General features: G+C 59.6%; 17 protein-coding genes. 8 read left to right on the top strand and 9 right to left on the bottom strand.

Features of this window, described 5'->3' with window-relative positions; all coding sequences use genetic code 11:
* Positions 1–142 precede the first annotated feature (142 nt).
* Positions 143–1,447: a carbohydrate porin gene (locus P8K07_13515; GenBank protein ID MDG1959535.1), complete on the bottom strand. Its 1,305-nt coding sequence runs from the start codon at positions 1,445–1,447 to the stop codon at positions 143–145.
* A 36-nt stretch (positions 1,448–1,483) separates the two neighbouring features.
* Complete coding sequence (locus P8K07_13510) at positions 1,484–2,926, bottom strand: FGGY family carbohydrate kinase (GenBank protein MDG1959534.1); 1,443 nt, start codon at positions 2,924–2,926, stop codon at positions 1,484–1,486.
* A gap of 148 nt (positions 2,927–3,074) precedes the next feature.
* Between P8K07_13510 and P8K07_13505 the strand changes: the two genes are divergently transcribed.
* The 4 genes from P8K07_13505 to P8K07_13490 all read left to right on the top strand — a co-directional run bounded on the left by P8K07_13505 (position 3,075) and on the right by P8K07_13490 (position 6,440).
* Complete coding sequence (locus P8K07_13505) at positions 3,075–4,268, top strand: acyl-CoA dehydrogenase family protein (protein ID MDG1959533.1); 1,194 nt, start codon at positions 3,075–3,077, stop codon at positions 4,266–4,268.
* Between the two features lie 16 nt (positions 4,269–4,284).
* Positions 4,285–4,914: a cysteine hydrolase gene (locus P8K07_13500; GenBank protein ID MDG1959532.1), complete on the top strand. Its 630-nt coding sequence runs from the start codon at positions 4,285–4,287 to the stop codon at positions 4,912–4,914.
* A gap of 18 nt (positions 4,915–4,932) precedes the next feature.
* Positions 4,933–6,078 (top strand): acyl-CoA dehydrogenase family protein, encoded by a 1,146-nt coding sequence (locus P8K07_13495; protein MDG1959531.1) that lies wholly within the window; start codon positions 4,933–4,935, stop codon positions 6,076–6,078.
* 83 nt (positions 6,079–6,161) lie between these two features.
* Positions 6,162–6,440 (top strand): hypothetical protein, encoded by a 279-nt coding sequence (locus tag P8K07_13490; protein MDG1959530.1) that lies wholly within the window; start codon positions 6,162–6,164, stop codon positions 6,438–6,440.
* Positions 6,441–6,442: 2 nt separating this feature from the next.
* Here P8K07_13490 and P8K07_13485 read toward each other — a convergent pair whose 3' ends face one another.
* From P8K07_13485 to P8K07_13475, 3 genes are all read right to left on the bottom strand, one after another.
* Positions 6,443–8,533, bottom strand: coding sequence for a CehA/McbA family metallohydrolase (locus P8K07_13485; protein ID MDG1959529.1), 2,091 nt, complete (start codon positions 8,531–8,533; stop codon positions 6,443–6,445).
* Positions 8,534–8,571: 38 nt separating this feature from the next.
* Complete coding sequence (locus P8K07_13480; protein MDG1959528.1) at positions 8,572–13,446, bottom strand: carboxyl transferase domain-containing protein; 4,875 nt, start codon at positions 13,444–13,446, stop codon at positions 8,572–8,574.
* Between the two features lie 121 nt (positions 13,447–13,567).
* Positions 13,568–14,083, bottom strand: coding sequence for a peptidylprolyl isomerase (locus tag P8K07_13475; GenBank protein MDG1959527.1), 516 nt, complete (start codon positions 14,081–14,083; stop codon positions 13,568–13,570).
* Positions 14,084–14,187: 104 nt separating this feature from the next.
* Between P8K07_13475 and P8K07_13470 the strand changes: the two genes are divergently transcribed.
* Positions 14,188–15,912 (top strand): D-aminoacylase, encoded by a 1,725-nt coding sequence (locus P8K07_13470; protein MDG1959526.1) that lies wholly within the window; start codon positions 14,188–14,190, stop codon positions 15,910–15,912.
* Here the strand turns inward: P8K07_13470 and yghU are convergent.
* From yghU to P8K07_13455, 3 genes are all read right to left on the bottom strand, one after another.
* Positions 15,909–16,748 carry a glutathione-dependent disulfide-bond oxidoreductase gene (gene yghU, locus P8K07_13465; protein MDG1959525.1) on the bottom strand — a complete coding sequence of 280 codons (840 nt, stop codon included), beginning with the start codon at positions 16,746–16,748 and terminating at the stop codon, positions 15,909–15,911. The two genes, P8K07_13470 and yghU, sit on opposite strands and share 4 nt — an antisense overlap.
* Positions 16,749–16,810: 62 nt before the next feature.
* Complete coding sequence (locus P8K07_13460) at positions 16,811–17,281, bottom strand: PaaI family thioesterase (protein MDG1959524.1); 471 nt, start codon at positions 17,279–17,281, stop codon at positions 16,811–16,813.
* A 37-nt stretch (positions 17,282–17,318) separates the two neighbouring features.
* Positions 17,319–18,749 (bottom strand): amidase, encoded by a 1,431-nt coding sequence (locus tag P8K07_13455; protein ID MDG1959523.1) that lies wholly within the window; start codon positions 18,747–18,749, stop codon positions 17,319–17,321.
* Positions 18,750–18,904: 155 nt separating this feature from the next.
* Here P8K07_13455 and P8K07_13450 point away from each other — a divergent pair, with 155 nt between their 5' ends.
* Positions 18,905–19,651 carry a fused MFS/spermidine synthase gene (locus P8K07_13450; protein MDG1959522.1) on the top strand — a complete coding sequence of 249 codons (747 nt, stop codon included), beginning with the start codon at positions 18,905–18,907 and terminating at the stop codon, positions 19,649–19,651.
* Here the strand turns inward: P8K07_13450 and pyrE are convergent.
* Positions 19,648–20,322 carry an orotate phosphoribosyltransferase gene (gene pyrE, locus P8K07_13445; GenBank protein MDG1959521.1) on the bottom strand — a complete coding sequence of 225 codons (675 nt, stop codon included), beginning with the start codon at positions 20,320–20,322 and terminating at the stop codon, positions 19,648–19,650. The two genes, P8K07_13450 and pyrE, sit on opposite strands and share 4 nt — an antisense overlap.
* Before the next feature lie 182 nt (positions 20,323–20,504).
* On the opposite strand from pyrE, the gene P8K07_13440 reads away from it, so the two are divergent.
* Positions 20,505–21,386 (top strand): MoxR family ATPase, encoded by an 882-nt coding sequence (locus P8K07_13440; GenBank protein ID MDG1959520.1) that lies wholly within the window; start codon positions 20,505–20,507, stop codon positions 21,384–21,386.
* 15 nt (positions 21,387–21,401) lie between these two features.
* Complete coding sequence (locus P8K07_13435) at positions 21,402–22,589, top strand: VWA domain-containing protein (GenBank protein MDG1959519.1); 1,188 nt, start codon at positions 21,402–21,404, stop codon at positions 22,587–22,589.
* Position 22,590 lies beyond the last annotated feature (1 nt).

The following is a 22,590-nucleotide window of genomic DNA, read 5'->3' as shown; positions in this document are numbered from 1 at the left end:
GGCGACACCAGAGAATGCCTCCGCTTGGCTGAAGGAGCGTTCCGAATCAGAACCCCGCCTATTGTTTCCCTTGCTTCTACCCTCGACGGAATTGCGTGGATTCTGAACAGGCCGAGCGCAGAATACGGGAAAATGCCCGGAATCAGAAAACGACTTCGGTAGAAAAACCCATCACCAGAGCACTGGGGATTTTCCCCGTACCCGAAGGGCGGAGCACGCCCTGCAGGTCTGGCTGTATGGTCATCCATGGAGTCAGCCTCAGGGTATAGGCAAGCTCCAGAGCAATCTCGTGCGTCTGCCCGGGGAGCTTGGAGCTGAACCGATAATAGGAGGCGGCCAGCGCCACAGCGTCTGATGGCCTCTGAGCGAGCAGCCCGTTCCAGACGAACCCGGAAGCGACGGAGAACGGAAACATATTCAGGTTCGTCTGAGGCGCGCCCGTCATTGTCAAAAATCCGGCCAGCTGATCTCCTGTATTCACGATCTCTCCGAAATCATGCTGTACCGTCAACCAGAAATTGGTGTTGCCTTCCTGAGAGGCTTGGGCGTTTGTCAAAAGCGGGCGCTTCCCCGTGTCGACAAACATGCCGATAGACATCTGACTGCCCCCGCGGCCCGCGCCCTCAATGCTCGGGAGATGGTAGTCGAGTTGCCCCGTAAACAGCATGCCGTTGGCGGGATTGAATCTGAAATTCAAGCCACTGTTATACTCATTCCACTGCGTCGGGTTGGAGGCATCATAAACCGCCGCCCGAAGGTTCCATCGCTCGTTGGTCAACTTCAGACTGCCCATGATGCCCCAGAGTGCGACGGGGTCAATTGCAAAAGCAGGGTCGTTATATGCGACGGCAGCCGGGTTGTCATCAAAGGATAGATTGAGGAAATAGGAACCAAGCGGGTTCACCGCAAAATATTCGCCCGCCGAAATTTTTCCGATACGAATTTCGAACTGCTCATCGAAAAATTTGGATTGCAATGTCAATTCATAAAGCCGCGCGGCCTGCCCGCTGAAGACATTGGAGACATTGACCGTGTTGTGGATATGGTCCGCAGTCAAGCTGGACCCTGTGGCCCAGGAGCCTGAAATATGGAACTCCGTATCGCTCCACCCCCACCATTCCTCCAGATCAAGGAACACGCCGAAGGCCATCAAACCCGCATAGCTCACGCCCTGGTTCGCTCCGCCAACAGGATTACCCAGAACCGTTGTCGTATAACCGAGCCCCAATCGGACACCATAGGGGCTCAGCTCCGCATTCAGATCGTCAAGGGGTCGAGGCCGGGGTTCCGCGAGAGACCTGAGATCGCCCACCACCGGTTCGCTGCCCAGCAATTCGGGGACTTTGGCGGCGTCGGCCGAGAGCGGGCCGACACAACTCCAAAAGATTGCGAGAAGCGCGACCAGCCTTCCGCAAAGCTGTTTTTTATCCGAAGATATTTGCTCCATCGCGACCTCGCATCTTAGCTGAGTGCCTAAGAGAAGTCAGGTGCCGGCAGCGCGAGAGAGTGCGATCCGGCTAAGCCATTTTTCTCGCCGAGTGGCGCGCTCATCCTGTGACCAGCTTGGCGTAAAGCTTTGATCCGCTCGCCAACGCTCCGAAATTTCCTGATCGGTGGTCAAGCCGAGAGCCCGCTGCGCGAGGTACGCTGCTCCCAAGGCAGCTCGATCCAGTAACGCAGGCCGCTGAACCTCTGCCCCGGAGGCGTCTGCCACCAATTGCAGAAGAAGGTCGTTGGCCGCTGCGCCTCCAGCAACCCGAATGCGCTCTGCCCCATTTTCCCCGCCCAAAGCGACAGCTGCCTCGGCACACCTCCATGCAATTCCTTCCAACATCGCGCGCGCGATATGCGCCTTTGAGGTTGCGCGCGAGATCCCCCCGATCATCCCCCGTGCCTCGAGGTCCAGATGGGGTCCACCGAGACCCGCGAGAGCGGGAACGGCCCATACGCCGCCAGCATCTGTAACCGAGCGTGCGAGGGGTTCCAGACTCTCGATATCAGCCACCAGACCGAGGCCTTCCAGCAACCAGCCTGCCGCGGCTCCCGCTGTCAAAACCGGCGACTCCACGCAAAAGGTCCGCGACCCATCGAGGGACCAGAGTACCAGAGGATACGAGCCAGCCGGTGCCTCGCCCAGGGCTTCACCTTCGTTTCTCTTGACCATCGCTGATGTGCCGATCTCGATTTCAATCGTCCCGACCTCATGACACCCCTGTGCGTACATCGCGGCATGCTGATCGCCCGCGAGGGCAGCGATCGGGACCTCTGCTCCGAAGACACGCGCGCTGGTATGACCAAGGATGCTGCTCGAATCCACAAGCGTCGGCAGAGCATCCGCATCAATCTGCAAATGGTCAATCGTCCGCTGATCGAGCGTCCCCCCGAAGAACTCGTAAACACCGCTGACCGAGTAGTTGGAATGATCGCTGGCAAAGATATCACCTTCCGAAAGTCGGCAAGCGAGATAGGCATCGATCGTCCCAAGGCGTACTTTCGGCCCCGCGCCACCGTGCTCCCGGAGGAGCCACTCGTATTTGGAAGCGGCTGTATTCGGAATGATGAAGAAACCCTGCTCCAGAAGTTCGACACAGCGGGTCGCCGTGCGTTGATCCTGCCAACCCAAAATCGGACCGAGGGGCTGACCTATCTGATCGAAAATTGCGGCAGCACCTCGCTGGTTCGCAATCCCGATCGTGGCAATATCCGGAGCGCGTAATCCGGCATCGGCGAGGGCCCGATCGAGGACCCCCTTGGTGGTCTGCCAAAGTTCCTCGGCGGGATGCTCCACCCAGCCGGGATGCGGGTAGTCCGCGCGAACGGGCTGGTAGGCATGTCCGACAAGGGTTCCCCCCGCATCGAGGACGATCGCCCGCACTCCTGTAGTTCCTTCGTCGATTCCGATCGTATGACTGGCTGCCTTGGACATTTTCTCGATTCGCCTCGTTTCTCGACGCCTTCATAAGTCAGATCCGCCCTGCAGGTCAATGTAGACCCCTACCGGAGGCGGGTTTTTCGGACACCTTGTGAACCCTCCCTTCCCGGCGTTAAATAGGGGCAACGAAGGAGTACTGCTGATGTCCGAACTGGAAAATTTCAGAAACGAAACCGCCGAGTGGCTCGACGCGAATGCCCCGGAATTCGCCAAAAAGCCGGTCAAAGACAACGACGAAATCTGCTGGGGCGGTTCCCATTGGCAATTCGCTGATCCGGGCGAAAAAGAATGGCTCGATCGCATGGCCGCGAAAGGTTGGACCGCGCCCCAGTGGCCCACAAAGTACGGCGGTGGTGGTCTCAGCAAGGAGGAGGACAAGATCCTCGCGCAGGAAATGCGCAAACGCCGCCTGCGCCCGCCATTGATCGGTTTCGGACTCAGCATGATTGGACCCCTTCTGCTGCAGGAGGGGAGCGAGGAACTCTGTGCCGAACACTTGCCCAAGATCATTCGCGGAGAGATCCGCTGGTGTCAGGGGTACTCGGAGCCCGGCTCAGGTTCGGATCTCGCCAGCCTGCGCACACGAGCAGATCGAGACGGGGATGATTTTGTCCTTAATGGCCAAAAAGTCTGGACCTCGTATGCCGACCAGGCAGATTGGATGTTTATTCTGGTGCGGACCGACCCTGACGCGACCAAGCATACCGGGATCAGCTTCCTCCTGATGGATATGCGTAGTCCGGGCGTCGAGGCCAAGCCCATTCAGTTGATCAGTGGCTACTCGCCCTTTTGCGAAACCTTCCTCTCTGATGTGCGCGTCCCTGCGACCAACCTCGTTGGCACGGAAAACGACGGTTGGCGTCTGGCCAAAGCTTTGCTCGGCCACGAACGGACCATGATTGCCGGGTTTGGTACCGGCGGCGGTAACAGTAAGGGCGAGAGCATCTCGGCTCGGGCCAAGCGCTATGCCGGAGAGGAAAATGGTCGCCTCGCCGATGCCGTATTGCGGGACAAGATTGCCGCTGGCGAAATGGATCAGCGCGCTTTCGAACTCACCATGATGCGCTCACGCGACGGCATGAAGGCCGGCCACAAGCCGGGGCCCGAAACCTCGTTTTTCAAACTTCACGGCACCGAAATCAATATGCGCCGGAACGAACTCGAAATGCAGATTGCAGGCCCGCAAGCGATTGGCTGGGAGGGCGAAGGGTTTGATGACCGAGAATTGGGCACGGCCCGATCCTGGCTGCGGTCTCGCGGCAACTCGATCGAAGGCGGCACCTCGGAGGTCCAACTGAATATTATCGCCAAGCGCGTTCTCGGATTACCCGACTGAAGAAAGTCTTGCACCCATGAACCTCGCGCAAATCATAGACCCGCCCAGCACGGCGGTCATCACCGTTGAATGCCAGCGCGGCGTCATCGGTGCCGGCGCGATTTTCCCCGCTCTGGTCGATGCCGTCAACGAGTCGGGGATGATTGCGAACGGACAATCCGTTCTTGCAGCCGCTCGCAAGGCCGGTTCTCCTGTCCTGCATGGGGTCGCCCATCGTCGCGAAGACCGTGGCGGCCAGACCGCGAATTGTCGGCTGCTGGCCATGGCGATGAAGGCGCCGGGAGAGGGACTCCTGCCGGGCTCCGATAATGCCCGGATCATTCCCGAGTTCGGACCGGCCGATAGCGATTTTATCGTGCCGCGGATTCATGGGGTCACCATTTTCCATGGGACCGAAATGGATGCCCTGCTACGAAACCTCAACGTCAAGACCGTCGTACTTCTCGGAGTGAGCCTGAACATCGCCATTTTGGGGAGTGCTATCGAGGCTGTGAATTCCGGCTATCAAGTCGTCGTTCCCCACGATGGAACTGCCGCGACTCCGCCCGCGTACGCCCAAGCGGTCCTCGAACACTCGCTGCCCATGGTCGCGACTATTACCGATTGTCAGTCTCTGGTCGCATCCTTCACGCGAACCGCGAACTGAGCCTACGGAGAAAATTTCATGCAACCACTGATATTGAACGAAGAACAATCCCTGCTCCGCGACAGTGCTGTCGATTTTGTCGCCCAACGATCGCCTGTCGCGCGCATGCGCGCTCTCCGAGATGCCGGCGAGGCGATCGGCTTCGATCCGGTCGTATGGAAGGAGATGGCCGACCTCGGCTGGCCAGGGATCCTGATTCCCGAGGCTTATGGCGGCCTTGGCCTTGGTTACGCAGAAATGGTCGTCGTCCTCGAGGAACTTGGATGCGCTCTCGCGCCGGAACCCTTCCTGGGGACTGTTTTGCTCGGCGCCAATACCCTGCTCCTCGGTGGCAGCGAGGCCCAGAAGCAAGAAGTGCTTCCCGCCGTTGCTTCCGGTGAAAGGTTTCTCGCGCTTGCCCACCACGAACCCGGCGTGCGTCACCAGATGTATCGGGTGAGCACGCGAGCGGTGGCCAATGGCGAAGACTTCGTGCTCGACGGCGAGAAAGATCTGGTGCTGGACGGACCGGCCGCGGAAAAAATAATCGTATCGGCCCGGACCAGCGGCGCAGATGGTGATCGCGATGGGATCACCCTCTTCCTGGTGGAAGCTGGAACTCCGGGTCTTTCGCGGACCAACCAGCATTTGATCGATACCCGCGGGGCCTCGCTTCTCAACATGAGTGGCGTGAGACTCGGCGCATCTGCCGTCGTCGGCCAAGTAGGGCACGGCGCCGATATTCTTGATCCCGTGATCGACCGCGCCCTGGTGGGACTATCGGCCGAAATGCTTGGCGGGATGCGCACGGCCTTCGAAATGACCACCTCTTATCTTCGCGACCGGGAACAATTCGGGGTCAAGATCGGCAGCTTTCAGGCGCTCAAGCATCGCGCGGCGCGTATGTTCGTGCAGGTCGAACTCGCTCGCTCGACGGTGATGGCTGCCGCTCGCGCCATCGACGAGGGCGACAAGAATATTCCCGAAATGGCCTCACTGGCCAAGGGGTTGCTGTCCGCGTCCTACGTCGAAATCGCCAACGAGGCTGTCCAGATGCACGGGGGAATCGGCATGACCGACGAACACGATATCGGTTTCTTCCTCAAGCGCGCCCGCAGTACGGAACTTCTTTTCGGCGACGCCGTATTCCATCGGAATCGCTGGGCCGCGCTGAGCGGTTACTGAGCACGCGTGACTGAACCCCAACAAAAAAACATCGCCTTGCAATGCCAAGAGCAACTTGGTGCGCGGGCGAAGATCGGACAACCATGACCAGTTCGGCTCTGATTCTTGCGCTCGCTCTGGTGGCCATCGTGATCGCGGTCGTCACGTCCTGGAGACAACTGGAGGCGAGTCGGCTCGCCGGAAAACCACGCAAGGGGCTCCTGGTTCTTGTGGTCTTTCTGGGAAGCTTTCTGGGCCTTGGGACGGCGGTCATTCTGACCGCACGAGGAGCCTGCACCTTGTTGGACTGTCGAAGCTATCTGGAAGAGCAAAAAACCATTCAGGATGCCGCCAGTCGCGAAACTGATCTCGCGCAACCTTGAAGTCAAGGTTGCGGGCTCGAACCAACCTCGGTCCGGGCATCCACTTCCTGCAAGCGAAGAACGAAGAAGGGACTCGACCAGGCCGCGCCACCATCGCGCTGGACGGCGCGCAAATAGAGCCAGTCGCCGGGGCCGAGAACCGGCACCTCGATGCTTCCGGCAAGATCGCGTTCGCCGTCGAGGCGGATCGACATGACCCTGGCTCCCCGACGAATGATATCGAGTCGCTCGAGACTTGTCTCGGCCGCGATCTCCCACGAAAGAACCTGCGTGCGGTCAGCCTCGCCACCGATCGGCGCGTCGAGAACACTACCCATAGGCAAACCATCGAGGTCGACCCGGAGGTAGATTCGCGGACCGCTGGTCGCATATACCGAGCGGGCCCGCAGAGCCCTCGCGATGGCCCGGCGTGTCCTCGGCTCCTTACCGTCGACCCAGATACCGGCAAGACCGCTTTTGCCACCGCTCGCAATTCCCGCCAAACCAGGATGCCCGTCGTGACCGTCGCTACTGCCCAGAAAACCGAGACGATACCCGCGATCGAGAGCATCACGAACATAATTTCCCGGCTTCGCCTTGTAGATCGGCATCGGTGAATCCGGAGATTCGCTCGAGCCATGAACCGAAACAATTTCCGTCAGAGGCTCAAGGTCGGGGTCGGGTGGAATCGACCAATCTGTTGGAACCGGCCCCCCGGCAGAATGATGGGCGATCGTCATGGCATTCTTTCCAGCCAATGCGGCCCAAAGCTCTGGAGGCGTATCGTAACGCTCGTCCAGCGAACTCAGAAGTTCGGGGGACTCCGACCCAAAGAAGAGAACATGGCGATGTCCTTCAACCCAATTCGTCCATTCAAATGCGGGGACCGTCACAAATCGACCGGGCTCATTGAATGCCTGCACCTCGCCGAGCTGCTCTTGCCAGACCTCGGGGAAATCGTCGAGGGCTTTCAGGCCCCAATGATCATGGTCGGTTAGTGCAACCACATCGATACCAGCGGCGTCTCTCGCATAGACCAGATTCTCGAGAGTGGAACCGGAACCATCCGAGAGTTGCGTATGAACCTGCAAATCGCCCCAGAGAAGCGTTTGCGTCGGCGACTCCTGCACGACAAGCGGGTTACTTTGCGCTGCCGGGCCTGCCTCCTCCGTGCCCGAAGGCCGAGCGACAGCAGAAATCCGGTAAACACCCGGAGCAGGCACTCGAAGGTCGATCGTCTTGCGACCTTGATCCTCCGGAGCAAGCGAAACGGCGGCCGGCATCGTAATGCCAGCCTCGGCGCCCTCCACAGCAAGATCGATCTGGCCAACCCATGGCATCCCGCTATTCCCGGCTCGATCAAGCAGCGCAATCGTCAGAGGGACGATGGCACCGGCCGCAGCTGATCCGGGTAATGCGAGGTGCAGACGGGAAGCTTCGCGAGCCATGATGTCGACCGATGGCGACTCCTCGATCAGTTTGCGAATGCCGTCACCGTTGCCGTCAACTGCCAACCACAAACGTTCGCCGGTCTCCGCAAAGCGATCCACTCGAGTGCCGCTGGCGCCTGCCCCGAATTCGATTCGAACCGTTTCGCCGGCACGCAGGCCCGGGCCATTCACCTCAATCGCCACCAGTCCTTGCGTCAGCGGTGTCGTGGAAAGGTTCACTCCCGCAACCGAGGTCGTCGCACGCAGGAAACCGCCCCGCTGGTCGGTCCCGGTCTGCGGTAACTCCCAACCCCAAAAGGGAGAGACCTGAAAGAAAATGGTGCCCCCGGGCGCGATCCCCAAAGGTCCTGCTTCATATTCAATGACAAAGCTTTGCCGAGAACTGGCCGGGATCGGGCGCGGCCCCTCCGGCGGCAAGTCGAGCAACCGAGCGGTTCCACCCCCATCCGAGGGGTCGCGAGCCACTTGGCGGTCGAGCAGAAGCTCTGCCTTGATCTCCGGGTGCGACCATGGATTTTGGGCGTAAGGTGTCGCCCCCGGCGCCGCAGACGAATCCTCGTTGACTTCGACGATCTCTTCCGGAACCGAAGCACATCCCGGAGCAAGGGCCCCGATGCAAGCGCACAGAAAAAGACTCCGCAAATCCCTGAGAAGCAATCCCATGTCCAACGCCTACCTGCCTTCGGGGTCTGGTGCGACCTTCAGTTTTTTCCGGCCTCACCAAACAAGGTTTCAATAAGATAACGCCTGAGGTCCCCCGGAGAAACAATCTCGTGCAAAGAGCCCACCTCTCTCGCGCGATCCACTGAATGAATGGCATCAAATTCGGCAGCAACCGCGAGGCGCGCCTCGAGACGAGCCTCGGACAGAACTTGATCCAGAACCGCCTGGGCAGCTGCACCGGGAGACCCTCGACCCTCCGCTTCGGCAGCGAGAACCGCCTTCGCCTGGCGAGCGCGGTTCTCGACTTCTCGGGAAAATACGACTTGCGCCGCCGCCGCACCACCGATCACCGAAGCATGCGAACCCTCGAGTGCTGCTGCGCGCAGTCGCGAATTAAGTTCCTGCGAAAAGACGACATAAGCGCCACCATGGTAGCGAGACACGACGACAAAGAGGATCGGGCCCGTGAAGTTCACGACAGCGCGGGCAATATCTGCGCCGAATTCCAGCTGCAGGTTCCGCATCGATTCCGGCGAGCCATCGAAACCCGAAAGGTTTGCCAGAACGACGACCGGACGATTCCCGCTCGATGCTTGCAGGGCGCGGGCGACCTTCCTCGAGGACTGCGGGAAAAGCGTGCCCCCGGTCCACTCCGCCGGCCCGTCCAGAGGGCGGTGACCAAGGCGCGGAATGTTGCGGCTTTCGATGCCCAGCAAGGAGACCGGATGTCCTCCCAACGATGTATCCCAAACAATCGCTGTCTCGGCGCCTTCCCAGTCGCGCCAGCGTTCGAGGGGTTCAATATCGGCATCTGCTGTTGCCGCCATGAGTTGCCGCATCGCAAAGGGCTTCTTCCGGCCGGGGTTTTTGGCGTCGTCAAAAAGATCGCCAACTGACAAAAACTCCGAATCCTCGCACTCGTAATCCGTGGCGCGAACGTCTCGATCCTTGCGATCCTCGGTCTGCAACGATCGTGGCATCAACTCTCCGGGCACTACGTAAGTGAACTTGTAGTGTCGGTGCAGAATGCGACTCGCATCTGCCAGATCTCGCGCGAAATAATGAGCCTCTCCGTTCGGACCCGCGACTCGCTCATAGCCCCCAATCGCGACCTCGTCCTCGGCTGCGACCGAGCCTGCTGCCTCCAACGCGGCACGACCGGTGAGGACCATCGAGCCCTCCGGCGTCATGATCAAAGCCCCTCGACAATGCGCCTGCATCGTCGCCAGTGCGTCCCAATAACTCTGGGCGCCAACGTTTACGCCGGCTACGACAACATGAATCATACCGCCGTTCTGAGTGAAGGTGACGAGCCTTCGAACCACCCGAGCGGTCGCATCCAGGTTTTCCGTGCCACTTTCCATCGAGATTCGCGCACCTGCCGATATGGGAATCCACTCCACCGGCAAACCACGCTCTTCCGCAAGGTCGATAGCCGCCACAACTCGATCACATTCCGCTGGACCCAAGGCACCCATATCGCGTGTCGGATCACTGACGATCGCGACACGAAACATCCCCTCGGGAACTTCATCCGTCGACGAGCCAATCACTCCTACGACCAAGCCAGCCTCATGCTCTCCCGATGCTCGACCCCTGACACTAATCAACTTTGGGGATGGTGCCCCCGAATCAATGTCGAACTCTTCGAAGGAATCACCAAATAATGGAATCACTTCATGTGGCGGGAGCAGGTTTCGTCGGCGCGCTTCAGCGACTCGCCTTTCGTAGGGCGTCTGTGGTTCAAGAACTTTATCTCTCGGTGCCCGCAGTTCGATATCCAGACGATTGCCCGTCAAATCAGAAACGACTAATTCGCACTGCTCGCTCCCAGCTTCGGGATCTTCCGAATCGAGACGAGAGAAGCGCACGATGACTTTCTCGAGACCAAGTCGACGTGTTGCCGGTGCCAATCGAGCGACCAATTCATCGACGACACCCGCACCGAGCAAAACCTCCGGCTGCACCATCAGAAAGATTCGATTCCATTGCAGACGGTCTCGCGGATCCCTCTCGGCGAGGACGGTTCGCAACAGTCGGGTCGCATCATGAAAGGCACTCTCGAAGGCGGCCAGGTGCAAGCGAGTCAATCTCCCCGCCCTATGCCGGCGGCCGCGAACCTCGGCAACCACGAATATTCGCTCGTCGCCCGAGTGGTTCCGGGCTCGTGCATGCAGGCAAGCCAACCCCGGCGGTGCCTCGAGTCTCTCCAGATCGAAGGCTTCCATCCGCGATAGAGCCGCTCGCAATTCCGGGCTATCCTCTGCGTCTCGTTCCGCCCGGGCGAGGCGGCGCCGTAGCCTGGGGGCTGCGAAAATCTCGTGATGCGCTTCGATGGCCGCATCCGCGAGCGCTTCGGGCAAATGCCCTCGCATCGCAGCCATTCGTGTCAGGGTATCGGAGAGCTCATCATGGCGGCGGAGTCCGTGTCCGTCAGAAACCCATGCCTCCAGCCGATGCACCAGAGCCAAGGCCAATCGATGACGAAGTTCAGCCGACCGACGCGCGGCAAAGAGACGAAAGATCGCTCTCTCCAGGACAGGACCCGGTTCGGGCCTAGAGAGTCCGTACCATTGGAGAATCCGCGCCACTCGTTCGAGGAATTCCGGATCCAGGCCCTCCCCGCCCGCGCCGATTCGCCGCACATAGCGGTGCAAAAGAGCGTGGTTGGAAACCGATCCTTCGCGCCCGCGAGTCGGTGTCCGTAGAAATAACTCTTCGGTCTCCATATAGAGGCGCAACTCGCGGCGCAGGCTCTCAGCCTCGTCTTCGGCAAAGCCGATCGAGGACGAAGTCCCTGGCTCCATCGCCGACACCAGCTGCTCCAGCCCGGACGGCGCGGAATCGTAGCCCAAAAACACGGCCTGAACTTCTTCCCGCAGCGAAACATCGGCGGTTGATACCGCCGGGAAGACGACTCGAACCGCCTCCGCTGCATCCAAATCTGCTTCGCCCGTTTCCAGAACCGCAAGAAGGTCCCCGGCTCTCACTTGCTGCCCCGCGCGCACCGCGACTTCTCGAACGAGCCCGGAAACCGGTGCGCGAAAGGCGATTTCCATTTTCATCGCTTCCAGGATTCCGAGCGCATCGTCGGCATGAACGCGATCACCGACAGCCACGCTCAGGGAGACCACCAAAGCCGGCGTCGCGGCACGCACTCGGCCCGCACCATACCAGGAGAATGCAAAAGGAAGCCCGTCGACCTCTACACGCAGGCCTGCATCGTCGGCCGCGTAAGCGACCCGGCAGCGCTCGCCGTCGACCTCGAGGAGTCCGGTATAATCATCGAGCGAACGTAACGCCGCGGACACCTCGTTACCGCCAAGACGGACGCGATATCGCCAGGAGCCAACGCCCAGAACGTCCAACTCATAGTCGCCACCCCGATAGCCCAACTCGACAGTCTGACCCGTCGAGCGCGGAACCCGCTCAAGTTCCAGCGAAGAGGTATCCCCAAAGAAGTTACCTCGTGCCGACTTGCGGTTTCGCTGATAGCCAAGGATCGCCGCAAGGACCATCGCATCGCGCTGGGTTTTTTCATCGACCGGAAATCCGGACGCCAGACGCCTCTCCAACCACGTGGTGTCCACGCCGCCAGCCTGAAAATCGGCGTCCTGCAAGATTTCCAACAAAAAACCTTTATTGGTCGCGCCACCGGAAACGACAAGGTCGGTCGCAAATAACGCACCTTGCAAGCGGGACAGCGCGCCCGCTCGGTCGGGTGCATAGGCAATCACTTTTGCGATCAGCGAATCAAAATACGGCGAGATTTCGCTACCGACAACAATCCCGCTATCCACTCGAACACCCGGGCCAAAGGCCACATCAAACCGCTCCACGCGTCCCGGGGCGGGGAGGAACCCTGCCGAGGGGTCCTCCGCGCACACCCGAGCCTCGATCGCCGCACCCGTCTCGCGGATCTTCAGACCGGAGAGATTTTCTCCCTGCGCAATTCGTATTTGCAACTCCACCAGATCCAGACCGGTCAGACTCTCGGTCAAACCGTGTTCAACCTGAAGCCGCGGATTCACCTCGAGAAAAAACGGCGTCGCGCCCTGAACCAGAAATTCAACGGTTCCGACCCCCTGATAGCCGACCGCCTGCGCCAATCGCACCGCAGCCTCCTGCAAGGATTTCATGGTCCCCGCGGAAAGCCCCGGGGGCGGCGCCTCCTCGAGAACTTTTTGATGCCGTCTCTGCACCGAACAGTCGCGACACCCCAAAGCAAAGATATTGCCGAAATGATCGCCGGCGATCTGGACCTCGATATGCCGCCCATTTGTGATGCAAGCCTCGATAAAAAGTCTTCCGTCACCAAAAGCCGCCTCGGCCTCGGACGCTGCAGAGCGGTAGGCTTCCTCGATATCCTGATCGGAATGGACCATGCGAATCCCGCGACCGCCGCCACCTGCTGACGCCTTGATCGCCACGGGAAACCCGATCCGGGAAGCCACGTTGCGAGCCTCCTCCGGGCCCTTCAGGACGCCACCGTTCCAGGCAGCGATCGAGACGCCCGCGGATTCCGCCAATTGCTTGGCCGCGATCTTGTCGCCCAAACGTCGCATGGTCGCTGCACGAGGGCCGAGAAAAGTCAGCCCTTCGGCTTCGAGGCGGTCGACGAAGTCTGCATCCTCCGAGACAAAACCCCAACCGGGCCAAACAGCGTCGGCCTCCGCCGCCTGAATCGCGGCGATCAAGCCATCGTGATCGAGATAAGACCCCACCGGTGTCGAGGGCGAAGCCAATTCGACAGCAACATCCGCCTGACGGACAAAAGGAGCGTCTCGTTCAGCATCCGTAAAAAGGGCGACCGAAGATAGCGATTGCCCCGTCCTCCCCGACCAGGCACGGACAGTCCGCAAACAGCGCACGGCCGCCTCGCCGCGGTTTACAATCGCCAACCGACGGATCATCGGACCTCCTCCCCAGTCTCGCGTTCCAACCTAGGGAATCGGTACTCGATCTGGACCAACAGATCCAGCAGAGTAAACGCTCCCGAACTCCAGCGGATCGCCGGAGTTCGGGAGATGCGCGCTACTCGGCGATGGTCACTTTGATCATCTCGACCGGCGTGGTCGGACGATCCGAACCGTCGGTCGGGGTCTTTTCGATTTTCTGGATCACATCCATCCCGGAGGAAATCCGGGCAAAGACGGGGTGCTTGGACGCACCCGGGGAGAAAAAGTCCAGGTATGCGTTGTTCGCTGTGTTGATGAAGAACTGCGAACCGCCGCTATTGGGACGTCCGGTGTTCGCCATCGAAAGTGTCCCCGGCTCATTCGAGAATTTATAGGCCTCGGGGTGCTCGTCCTCGATGGTTCCATGCGGCGGGCCACCGGTCCCGGCACTCGGGCTCTGCGGATCCCGGCTGTGCGGGCAGCCGAACTGGCACATGAAGCCATTGATCACTCGATGGAAATGCAGGCCGTCGTAAAACCCGCTTTTCGCCAAATCGATCCAGTTCTGGGCCGTAATCGGCATCTCTTCGAGAAAAAGCTCCACTTCGAAGGTGCCCAAGGTCGTCTCACAAGTCGCTATTGGATTACTCATTGTACCTTCGCGTTAACATTTACTCGCGCATAATTGCACGCCCCGGATCAGATTTTCCCGGGCCCCGCTGGCAGTTGGGGCGGGGATTTGCTCGAATCGGCCCCATGCTGGATTTGCTGATCAAAAACGGAATGGTTGTCGATGGAAGTGGCGCCCCGCGCTTCGCTGCTGATTTGGGGATCCGAACGGGCAGAATTGTCCAGATCGGCAAAATTACCGAAACCGCAGCCGAAACGATCGACGCGTCCGACTGCGTCGTTGCTCCCGGCTTTGTGGACCCCCACACCCATTACGATGCTCAGCTTCTCTGGGACCCCTTCGCCACCCCCTCGACGCTCCACGGCGTGACCACCGTGATCGGAGGCAATTGCGGTTTCGGTCTCGCCCCTCTCGGCGAGGAAGGTGCTGACTATACGCGTCGCATGATGGCCAAAGTCGAGGGCATGCCTCTCAAGACTCTCGAGGAAGGCATCGACTGGAATTGGAAAACCTTCGGGGAGTACCTCGATCGCCTCGACGGAAAAATTGCCTGTAATGCAGCCTTCCTTGTGGGCCATTGCCAGATTCGTCGGCTGGTCATGGGGACCGCCGCCACGGGCAATGAGGCAACGCCTGCCCAAGTCGAGGAGATGAAAGCCCTGCTCCGTGAGGCCATCACGGCGGGCGGAATCGGATTTTCCACCACTCAGGCGCATACTCACCAGGACGGCGACGGGAACTACGTGGCTTCCCGGTTTGCTTCGGCCGAGGAAATCATAGCGCTTGCCGGCGTTTGCCGAGACCATGAAGGGACAACCCTCGAGGTGATCGTGGATGGTTGTCTGGGGAAATTCACCGATCGCGAAACCGATCTCCTGATCGATATGTCGCTGGCCGCCAACCGTCCGATCAACTGGAATGTGATGGGCGTGGGGGCTACGGATCCGGATCGTCATCAGCATCAACTTGAAGCCGGAAGCAAGGCCAAGGCGAAGGGCGCACGGATCATGGCGCTCACAATGCCGACCATCGGCGGCCTGAAAATGAGCTTTCTCGACCATTGTGCCCTCTTCCTGATTCCGGGATGGGAGCCGATCATGCAGTTGCCGGTTCCCGAGAGAATCGAGCGCCTGCGCGATCCCGAAACACGCCGACAGATGGACGAGATGGCAAGAGATCCACGGGCCGGCGTCCTGACCGCACTGTCACGCTGGGGCGCCTATGTGATCGGTGATACTGTCTCTGCGGAAAATGAAGGACTCTTCGGAAAGACGATCGAGGAGATCGCCAAAACCCGCGGACAAAGCGAGCAGGATACGCTTTTCGATATCGTATGCGCGGACGGATTGGAGACAGGCCTCTGGCCACTTCCCCCCGACGACGATGAGGCCAGCTGGAAAATGCGCGCGGAAGTCTGGCGTGACGAGCGCGCCTTGATCGGAGGATCGGATGCCGGGGCCCACCTCGACCGCATGTGTGGTGCTTCCTATCCGACCGGATTCCTCGGGGATATTGTTCGCGACCGTGGCCTCTTTCCTTTGGAGGAAGCCATTCAACTCATGACCGACAAGCCCGCTCGACTCTTCGGACTGCGCGAGCGCGGCCGACTCGAGGAAGGCTGGCATGCCGATATCGTGGTTTTTGACCCCGCGACTATCGCCTCGGGGCCGATCAAAAACCGGACAGATTTGCCGGGTAACTGCGACCGCCTATTTGCCGCATCCGAAGGCATCCGGCACGTCTTTGTCAATGGGCGCGAAATTGTCCGCGACGGTCAGGAAACTGGAGCGATCCCCGGACAACTCCTGCGCTCGGGACGCGACACTCGGACAGTGACACCTCTCGACTAATCGAAATCGCTGGCGCTATGGCGCTCGGCCAGACCCTTGCCCTCAGGTGCCCAAGGTCGGTTCACCAACTGCCCACGCTGGTAACCCGGCCTGGCTTCGACCTCCGTTGCCCAACGCACGACGTTCACATACGACTTCGTTTCGAGGAAAACCTCGGCTTTATAGAGGTCGTGCAAAACAAGGCTGCCGTACCAGGGGCAGGTCGCGATATCCGCAATCGTATAATCGTCGCCACCAAGAAACCGACGATCCGCCAGATTGCGATCCAGCACATCGAGCTGGCGCTTTACCTCCATGGCGAATCGATCGATCGGGTACTCGAACTTTTCGGGGGCATAGGCGTAGAAATGTCCGAAGCCTCCACCGAGATACGGCGTACTTCCCATTTGCCAGAAGAGCCACGAAAGAACTTCGGCTCGTGCCGACGCCGCAACCGGCAAAAAGGCATCAAACTTTTCCGCGAGATACATCAAGATGGCGCCCGACTCGAAAACTCGCGTCGGCGGAGAAGTGCTCCGATCGACCAGTGCGGGGATTTTGGAGTTCGGATTTGCCGCGACAAACCCGCTGCCGAATTGATCTCCCTTTCCAATATTGATCAGGTAGGCGTCGTACTCGGCCCCGTCATGCCCCAAAGCCAAAAGCTCCTCGAGCAACACCGTCACCTTCACACCATTGGGTGTACCCAATGAATAAAGCTGCAGAGGGTGCTCGCCGACCGGCAGCTCCTTGTCCTCCATCGAACCGGCGATCGGCCGGTTGATATTCGCGAACCGCCCCCCGCTCTCGGCATCCCATTTCCAGACTTCAGGGGGCGTGTAGGTCGAATCACTCATCAAACTTCCTTTCGTTCGCTGTCTTCCGCGACCAGCGCATCCCGCGCCGACAGATATGAGAATCAGGACTTGGGGCGATGCCGGATGGCGTACGCAAGAGTCCCCGTGGCCGCAATTCGGCCGTCAGCGCCGCGAACAGCAGCCTCGGCGAATACGACCGTCCGACCTCGTTTCGTAACCCACCCCTCCGCGTAGAGATCCTTTTCCACAACGGCACCCATATATTGCACTTGCATGTTGATCGTCAGAAGATCGGGGCGATCCTCGTAACCAGCACCGATCGCCGGAACGACGACGGTATCAATCAAGGAAGCGATTACGCCGCCATGCACCACACCTGCGGGTTGGGTCCATTCCTCGCGAAAGCCGAGTTTCAGTCGGGCGTAGTCCTCGCGCAGTTCTTCGAGTTCAATCCCCAGATAACTCGGAAAAACCGGTTTCTTGAAGTTCGGGAATTTGACCCACCACTTCTTGCGCTCCTCGGGCAGGTCCGGAAAACGATCACGGTTGGGCGCGATGAGTTTCAAATCCATAAAGTTTCCTTACCCCGCGAAGAGTCCAGCTTCACGGTTACGACGGTCTTTTGTTCGCCCAGGGAATCGCAACTTCCAATTCGGCCGCCACCGAAAGTAGGGTAGCCTCTTCGCCAAATCTCGCCACAAGGTGACTCCCGATCGGCAATCCGGACGGTGTCCAATGCAAGGGAAGGGAGATCCCCGGCTGTCCCGACATATTGAAAGGCGCCGTGTAGATACTGAACGGGGCGGCGCGGGTAAACCCGCTGAAGGGTTCCTCTGGTGTGGCAATAAAAGTTCCATGGGGCGGCGGTGGCTCGGCCGAGCATGGTGTGAGCAGAAGATCGAAACCCTGATCCCACCAAGCCGCCAGGTCGCGAGACACCACATTCAAGGTATCGAGGGATTCCAGGTAGTCCAGAGTCGTCCGCTTGCGCGCCGAATTCGCCAGGGCCCAAGTCAGCGGCTCCAGATCATCTTCGCCGAGAACTCGGCCCAGCTTCTCGCCCCAGACGTCGACGGTATGCGCGATATTGGCGGCAACAATGGCAACGAAAGCCTGGATCGCTTGTGGATCGTCCAGTGCGTCGGGGTACGCCGGTTCCACTTGATGGCCCAGGTCCTCAAGTGCTGCTGCGCAAACCTCAACTGCCGGCAAAACATCCGGATGCACCTCCGTTCCGCGAGGTCCGGTCGTCATGAACCCGACTCGCAAACGCCGTCCCGGCTCCAGTGATTCGGCAAAGGGGCGCGCGGGTCGCGGGGCGGCGTGTGGATCACCCGGCATCGCACCGGAAACAGCATCCAGAAGTGTTGCGGTATCCCGGACCGTTCGTGTGACAAACCCTTCGCAGGAGAAACCCGACCACCGGTCTCCGGCAGAGGGCCCGAACGAGGATCGTCCACGCGTCGGTTTCAGGCCCACCAGACCACAATGGCTGGCGGGAATTCGGATCGAACCGCCGCCGTCACTCGCATGCGCAGCGGATACGATACCCGCCGCAACAGCCGCGGCCGAGCCGCCGCTCGAACCGCCGGGTGAGTAGCCTCGCTTCCAGGGATTATGCGTCGGACCCCATGCCTCAGGTTCAGTCCCGGGATAGAGGCCCAGCTCCGGTGAATTGCTCCGGCCAATAAAACAGACGCCCGCCGCGCGGAGTTTCGCTGTGAAATAGGAGTCGGCGGGCTCATGCCAACCTGCATCACGCAAGGCTCGCATTCCGCACGTCAGAGGAGCGCCCGCGAGCTGCCCGCCGAGATCCTTGAGCAGGAAAGGCACGCCACGAAGCGGACCGTCAGGAAGATCTCCGACAGCCTGCTTCCGCGCCTCTTCGTAAAAAGGAAGGACGATCGCATTCAGGGACTCATTGCGTGCTTCCGCGCGCGCGATCGTCGCATCGACCAACTCCAGTGGGGAAACTTCGCCCGAACGAACCAGGGCGGCCTGACTGACCATGTCGAGAAACTCCAGATCTTGCGACGTCATACCCAACGCTTATCGAAACCTGCAGGGCTCTCGCAATCAAAAGGAGATATCCGTAATCTTGCGAAGTTCTCCCGGCATAGGCATACCGAGGCTGCCCTCCGATTCCGATGCCCTCGCCAACCAAGAATAAACGTCTGCTCGCGACCGAATCAGGAATGTTCGGTCCGATTTTCGTGGAAGCCTGCGGGACGCGTCGCTCGATGCGCTTCGGCTCCCGGGATGAAGTCGAGCAAAGTCGGGTCGATCTGGCGAGGCCGGAACGCCCGATCCCGGCCTATTTGCGCGCCGCGGGATGGGCACTCTCTTTGGCCACGCCGCCCAAACGAGCCCTGCTCGTCGGTCTTGGCGGAGGCGGTTTCGTGCGCTTTCTGCGCAAACGCTACCCGCGGATAGAGATCGATATCGTCGAAATCGATCCCTGCGTGGTCGGGCTGGCGAAATCCCATTTTCGGATCCGTGAGAGCAGGAAAACTCGGATTCATACCACAGACGCAATCCTTCACCTCGTATCCAACCGCGACCTCCATGACTTCATCTTGCTCGACGCATACGATGGGCCGACTCTCTCGGACCGCTTCGCTTCGACGGATTTCTTTTCTCTGGCGGCCGCATCCCTGACCGCCGGAGGAATCTGCGCCGCCAACGTTTCTCTGCGCACCCGACGAGAGGAAGCGGCCACACGCCAATCCTTCGCGCGCGCTTTCCCCGCCGCGAGTCTCGAGGTCGAGATGCCTTCCGATTGGAACAGACTTCTTGTCGGCGGTCTGAAAACGCTCGGGCGCACGGCGAATCTTCGCGCTCACGCCCGAAGCATGGATCGGGACAAGCACTTCCCATTCCCTCTGGCTCCGTTCGCCAGGAACGCACGCGTTCTCAGCGTACCAAAGGGAAAGAGGACTTAACGAGGGCCGAACTCTTCTCGATAAGCGACCATGCGTTCGTAGCTGTCCTCACCAAGCACAACCTCACCATCGACCTCGCGCCCCCGAAGGTGGTCCATGATCTCCTCGACCGTGACAATGGCAAACGTCGGCATCTCCCAGGTCGACGCGATCTCGGCCAGGGCGGTCACGTCCCCGGTCCCTCGCTCCATCCGATCCACTGAAACGACCAGACCCGAAAGCTTGATATTTGCTGCGGCACGCAAGGCCGGGACCGTTTCTCGAATCGAGGTGCCCGCAGTGGTGACGTCCTCGATGATCACGATCCGGTCGCCGTCCTCGGGGACGCACCCAACCAGCGCCCCGCCTTCACCATGATCTTTGGCTTCCTTGCGATTGAAGCAGAAACCCACATCGTGCCCGTGATCCCGAACCAGAGTCATTGCGGTAGCCGAAGCCAGAGGGATACCCTTGTAAGCCGGGCCAAAAAGAATGTCGAAGTCGCTCCCGAGTTGGTCGCGGATCGCGCGGGCATAAAACTCCGATAGCCGCGTCAGCTGGCCGCCCGTCCGATAACGTCCCGTATTTACGAAATAGGGGGTTTTTCGTCCGCTCTTGGTTACAAAATCTCCGAAGGTCAAAACCTTGGAGCGGACCATGAACTCGATGAACTCACATTTATAGGGAGAAATCTCGCCTGCCATTGACGCAATATAGACGGCGCCTGCGACGATTGCACAGTCAAATCTACCCTGTCGGATTCGAGAAAACCCACCCTGAAGGCTCTCGGGATGAAAAATCCCCGGCATTGCGACCCTCCTGAGGGAGGGCTAGGGATTTGGACAGCACGCGATCCAAAGGGAGAAAAAAGAGCATGTCCGAAAAGAACGATTTTCAGAAATTCCAGGGGACCGAAGGCTATATTGCCTCGGGCCCGTTGGTAGATGCCGTGAACTGCGCCATTGCACTCGAGCGCCCCTTGCTGATCAAGGGCGAACCCGGAACCGGGAAAACGATGCTCGCGCGCCACGTCGCCGAAGGTCTGAAAATGCCGCTGCTGCAGTGGCATATCAAATCGACCAGCAAGGCGGTCGATGGCCTCTACGTTTACGATACGGTCCAGCGGTTGAACGATAGTCGCTTCGGCGGCGGAGATGTCTCCGATATCCGGAAGTACATCAAGCATGGTCCGCTCGGGCAGGCTTTTGCCGCCGACGAGCGACAGGTCGTTTTGGTTGACGAAATCGACAAGGCCGATCTCGAGTTCCCGAATGATCTGTTGCGCGAACTCGACGAAATGCGATTCACCATCACCGAGACCGGCGAAGAAATCGCAGCTCGGAAGCGTCCACTGATTCTGATCACGTCGAACAACGAAAAAGAACTCCCGGACGCCTTTCTGCGACGGTGCGTCTTCCATTTCATCGAGTTCCCGGAACCCGATTTGATGCGGCAGATTGTGGATGTCCACCACCCGCACCTCGATGCCGCACTTCTCGATCAGGTTCTGGTCAAATTCTACTGGCTCCGCGAGCAAAGCGAGTTGCGCAAAAAGCCCTCCACCTCGGAGTTGGTGGACTGGATCAGCGCCCTGCTCAGCTCCGGAATGCCCCTGGAGAAGATCGAGTCGCACATTCCGTTCCTCGGGGCCCTGCTGAAGAAGGAGCAGGATATCGAAGCCCTTCAGAGCTACGACGAAAAGGGCGGCAAGTACCCCAAGGACTGGAGCGAACTCGGACCGCGTTACCAGCAATAAGGCGAACCTCGGATTATGTTTCTGGATTTATTCTACGGCCTTCGCAAAGAAGGCGTTCCTGTTTCCCTGCAGGAATGGCAAGGGCTTCTGGACGCCATGCAGAAGGGCCTGCATGGCTCCAGCCTCGAGCGCTTCTACCATCTCGGTCGGACTTGTCTGATCAAGACGGAGACTCAGTTCGATGCCTATGATCGGGTCTTTCTCAAAGTCTTCCGCGGTATCGAAGGAAGTCTCGAAGGGATCACCGACGAGGTCCTGAAGTGGCTCGAAGAAGCCAAGGATCTCCCCGAACTCACCCCGGAGCAACTTGCCGAACTCGAAGAACTATCCAGTGACGAGTTGATGAAGAAATTCCTCGAGCGCCTCGAGGAGCAGACCGAGCAACATGATGGCGGGAACAAATGGGTCGGTACCGGTGGTCGATCGCCCTTCGGCCACGGCGGCACGCACCCGACCGGCGTTCGCGTCGGTGGACCCGGAAAGTCGCGATCGGCGATGAAAGTCGCCGAAGAGCGTCGCTTCTCTGATTATCGAACTGACCGGACGATCGATATCCGGCAGCTTCGCATGGCTCTCCGTCGACTGCGCCAACTGACGCGACGGGGTGCACAATCCGAACTCGCTCTCGACGAAACAATTGATGAGACCTGCAAGAACGCAGGCGAGATCGAATTGGTATTCCGAGCCCCCCGAAAAAACGACATCCGCCTCCTCCTGCTCATGGATGTCGGGGGCACCATGGACCCGTTCTTCGAACCGGTGAGCCAGTTGCTGACGGCCCTCCACGAGGAGCGCGGTTTGCGGGAATTCCAGGCCTATTATTTCCACAACTGCGTCTATGATGAAGTTTATAACGGGGCTCGTATGACACGAGATCAGGCTGTCCCCACCGCTGATCTTTTCCGCCGTCTTGATGACCGATGGAAAGTCATGATCGTCGGCGATGCCGGTATGCACCCCGCCGAACTATTTGAACCGAATGGTTCGATCGACCCTTGGCGTGGCTCCGCTACGCCCGGCATTGAATGGCTGCAACGCATCGAGACACATTTTGATCGGTCTGTGTGGATCAATCCGGAAGAATCACGCTTCTGGGATAACTACCACACGACCCGCACGGTTCGGAAAATTTTCCCGATGTACCATCTCTCGATCGATGGCATGGGCGAGGCCGTTCAATCTCTGGTCGGATCCCGACAGTAGA

Source organism: Candidatus Binatia bacterium, from assembly GCA_029248525.1.
In the GTDB taxonomy this organism is placed as follows: Bacteria; Desulfobacterota; Binatia; order UBA12015; family UBA12015; genus UBA12015.
The sequence above is the reverse complement of the archived record's forward strand: the minus strand, read 5'-3'. Positions and strand labels throughout refer to the sequence as shown.

What these genes read in the sequence shown, in the direction of transcription:
- P8K07_13460 (MDG1959524.1), bottom strand. Translation starts at nt 17,281, where the DNA reads ATGGATTTGAAACTCATCGCGCCCAACCGTGATCGTTTTCCGGACCTG.
- P8K07_13505 (MDG1959533.1), top strand. Translation starts at nt 3,075, where the DNA reads ATGTCCGAACTGGAAAATTTCAGAAACGAAACCGCCGAGTGGCTCGAC.
- P8K07_13510 (MDG1959534.1), bottom strand. Translation starts at nt 2,926, where the DNA reads ATGTCCAAGGCAGCCAGTCATACGATCGGAATCGACGAAGGAACTACA.
- P8K07_13450 (MDG1959522.1), top strand. Translation starts at nt 18,905, where the DNA reads ATGTTCGGTCCGATTTTCGTGGAAGCCTGCGGGACGCGTCGCTCGATG.
- P8K07_13485 (MDG1959529.1), bottom strand. Translation starts at nt 8,533, where the DNA reads ATGGGATTGCTTCTCAGGGATTTGCGGAGTCTTTTTCTGTGCGCTTGC.
- P8K07_13490 (MDG1959530.1), top strand. Translation starts at nt 6,162, where the DNA reads ATGACCAGTTCGGCTCTGATTCTTGCGCTCGCTCTGGTGGCCATCGTG.
- P8K07_13500 (MDG1959532.1), top strand. Translation starts at nt 4,285, where the DNA reads ATGAACCTCGCGCAAATCATAGACCCGCCCAGCACGGCGGTCATCACC.
- P8K07_13470 (MDG1959526.1), top strand. Translation starts at nt 14,188, where the DNA reads ATGCTGGATTTGCTGATCAAAAACGGAATGGTTGTCGATGGAAGTGGC.
- P8K07_13475 (MDG1959527.1), bottom strand. Translation starts at nt 14,083, where the DNA reads ATGAGTAATCCAATAGCGACTTGTGAGACGACCTTGGGCACCTTCGAA.
- P8K07_13455 (MDG1959523.1), bottom strand. Translation starts at nt 18,749, where the DNA reads ATGACGTCGCAAGATCTGGAGTTTCTCGACATGGTCAGTCAGGCCGCC.
- P8K07_13515 (MDG1959535.1), bottom strand. Translation starts at nt 1,447, where the DNA reads ATGGAGCAAATATCTTCGGATAAAAAACAGCTTTGCGGAAGGCTGGTC.
- P8K07_13495 (MDG1959531.1), top strand. Translation starts at nt 4,933, where the DNA reads ATGCAACCACTGATATTGAACGAAGAACAATCCCTGCTCCGCGACAGT.
- P8K07_13440 (MDG1959520.1), top strand. Translation starts at nt 20,505, where the DNA reads ATGTCCGAAAAGAACGATTTTCAGAAATTCCAGGGGACCGAAGGCTAT.
- P8K07_13435 (MDG1959519.1), top strand. Translation starts at nt 21,402, where the DNA reads ATGTTTCTGGATTTATTCTACGGCCTTCGCAAAGAAGGCGTTCCTGTT.
- P8K07_13480 (MDG1959528.1), bottom strand. Translation starts at nt 13,446, where the DNA reads ATGATCCGTCGGTTGGCGATTGTAAACCGCGGCGAGGCGGCCGTGCGC.
- yghU (MDG1959525.1), bottom strand. Translation starts at nt 16,748, where the DNA reads ATGAGTGATTCGACCTACACGCCCCCTGAAGTCTGGAAATGGGATGCC.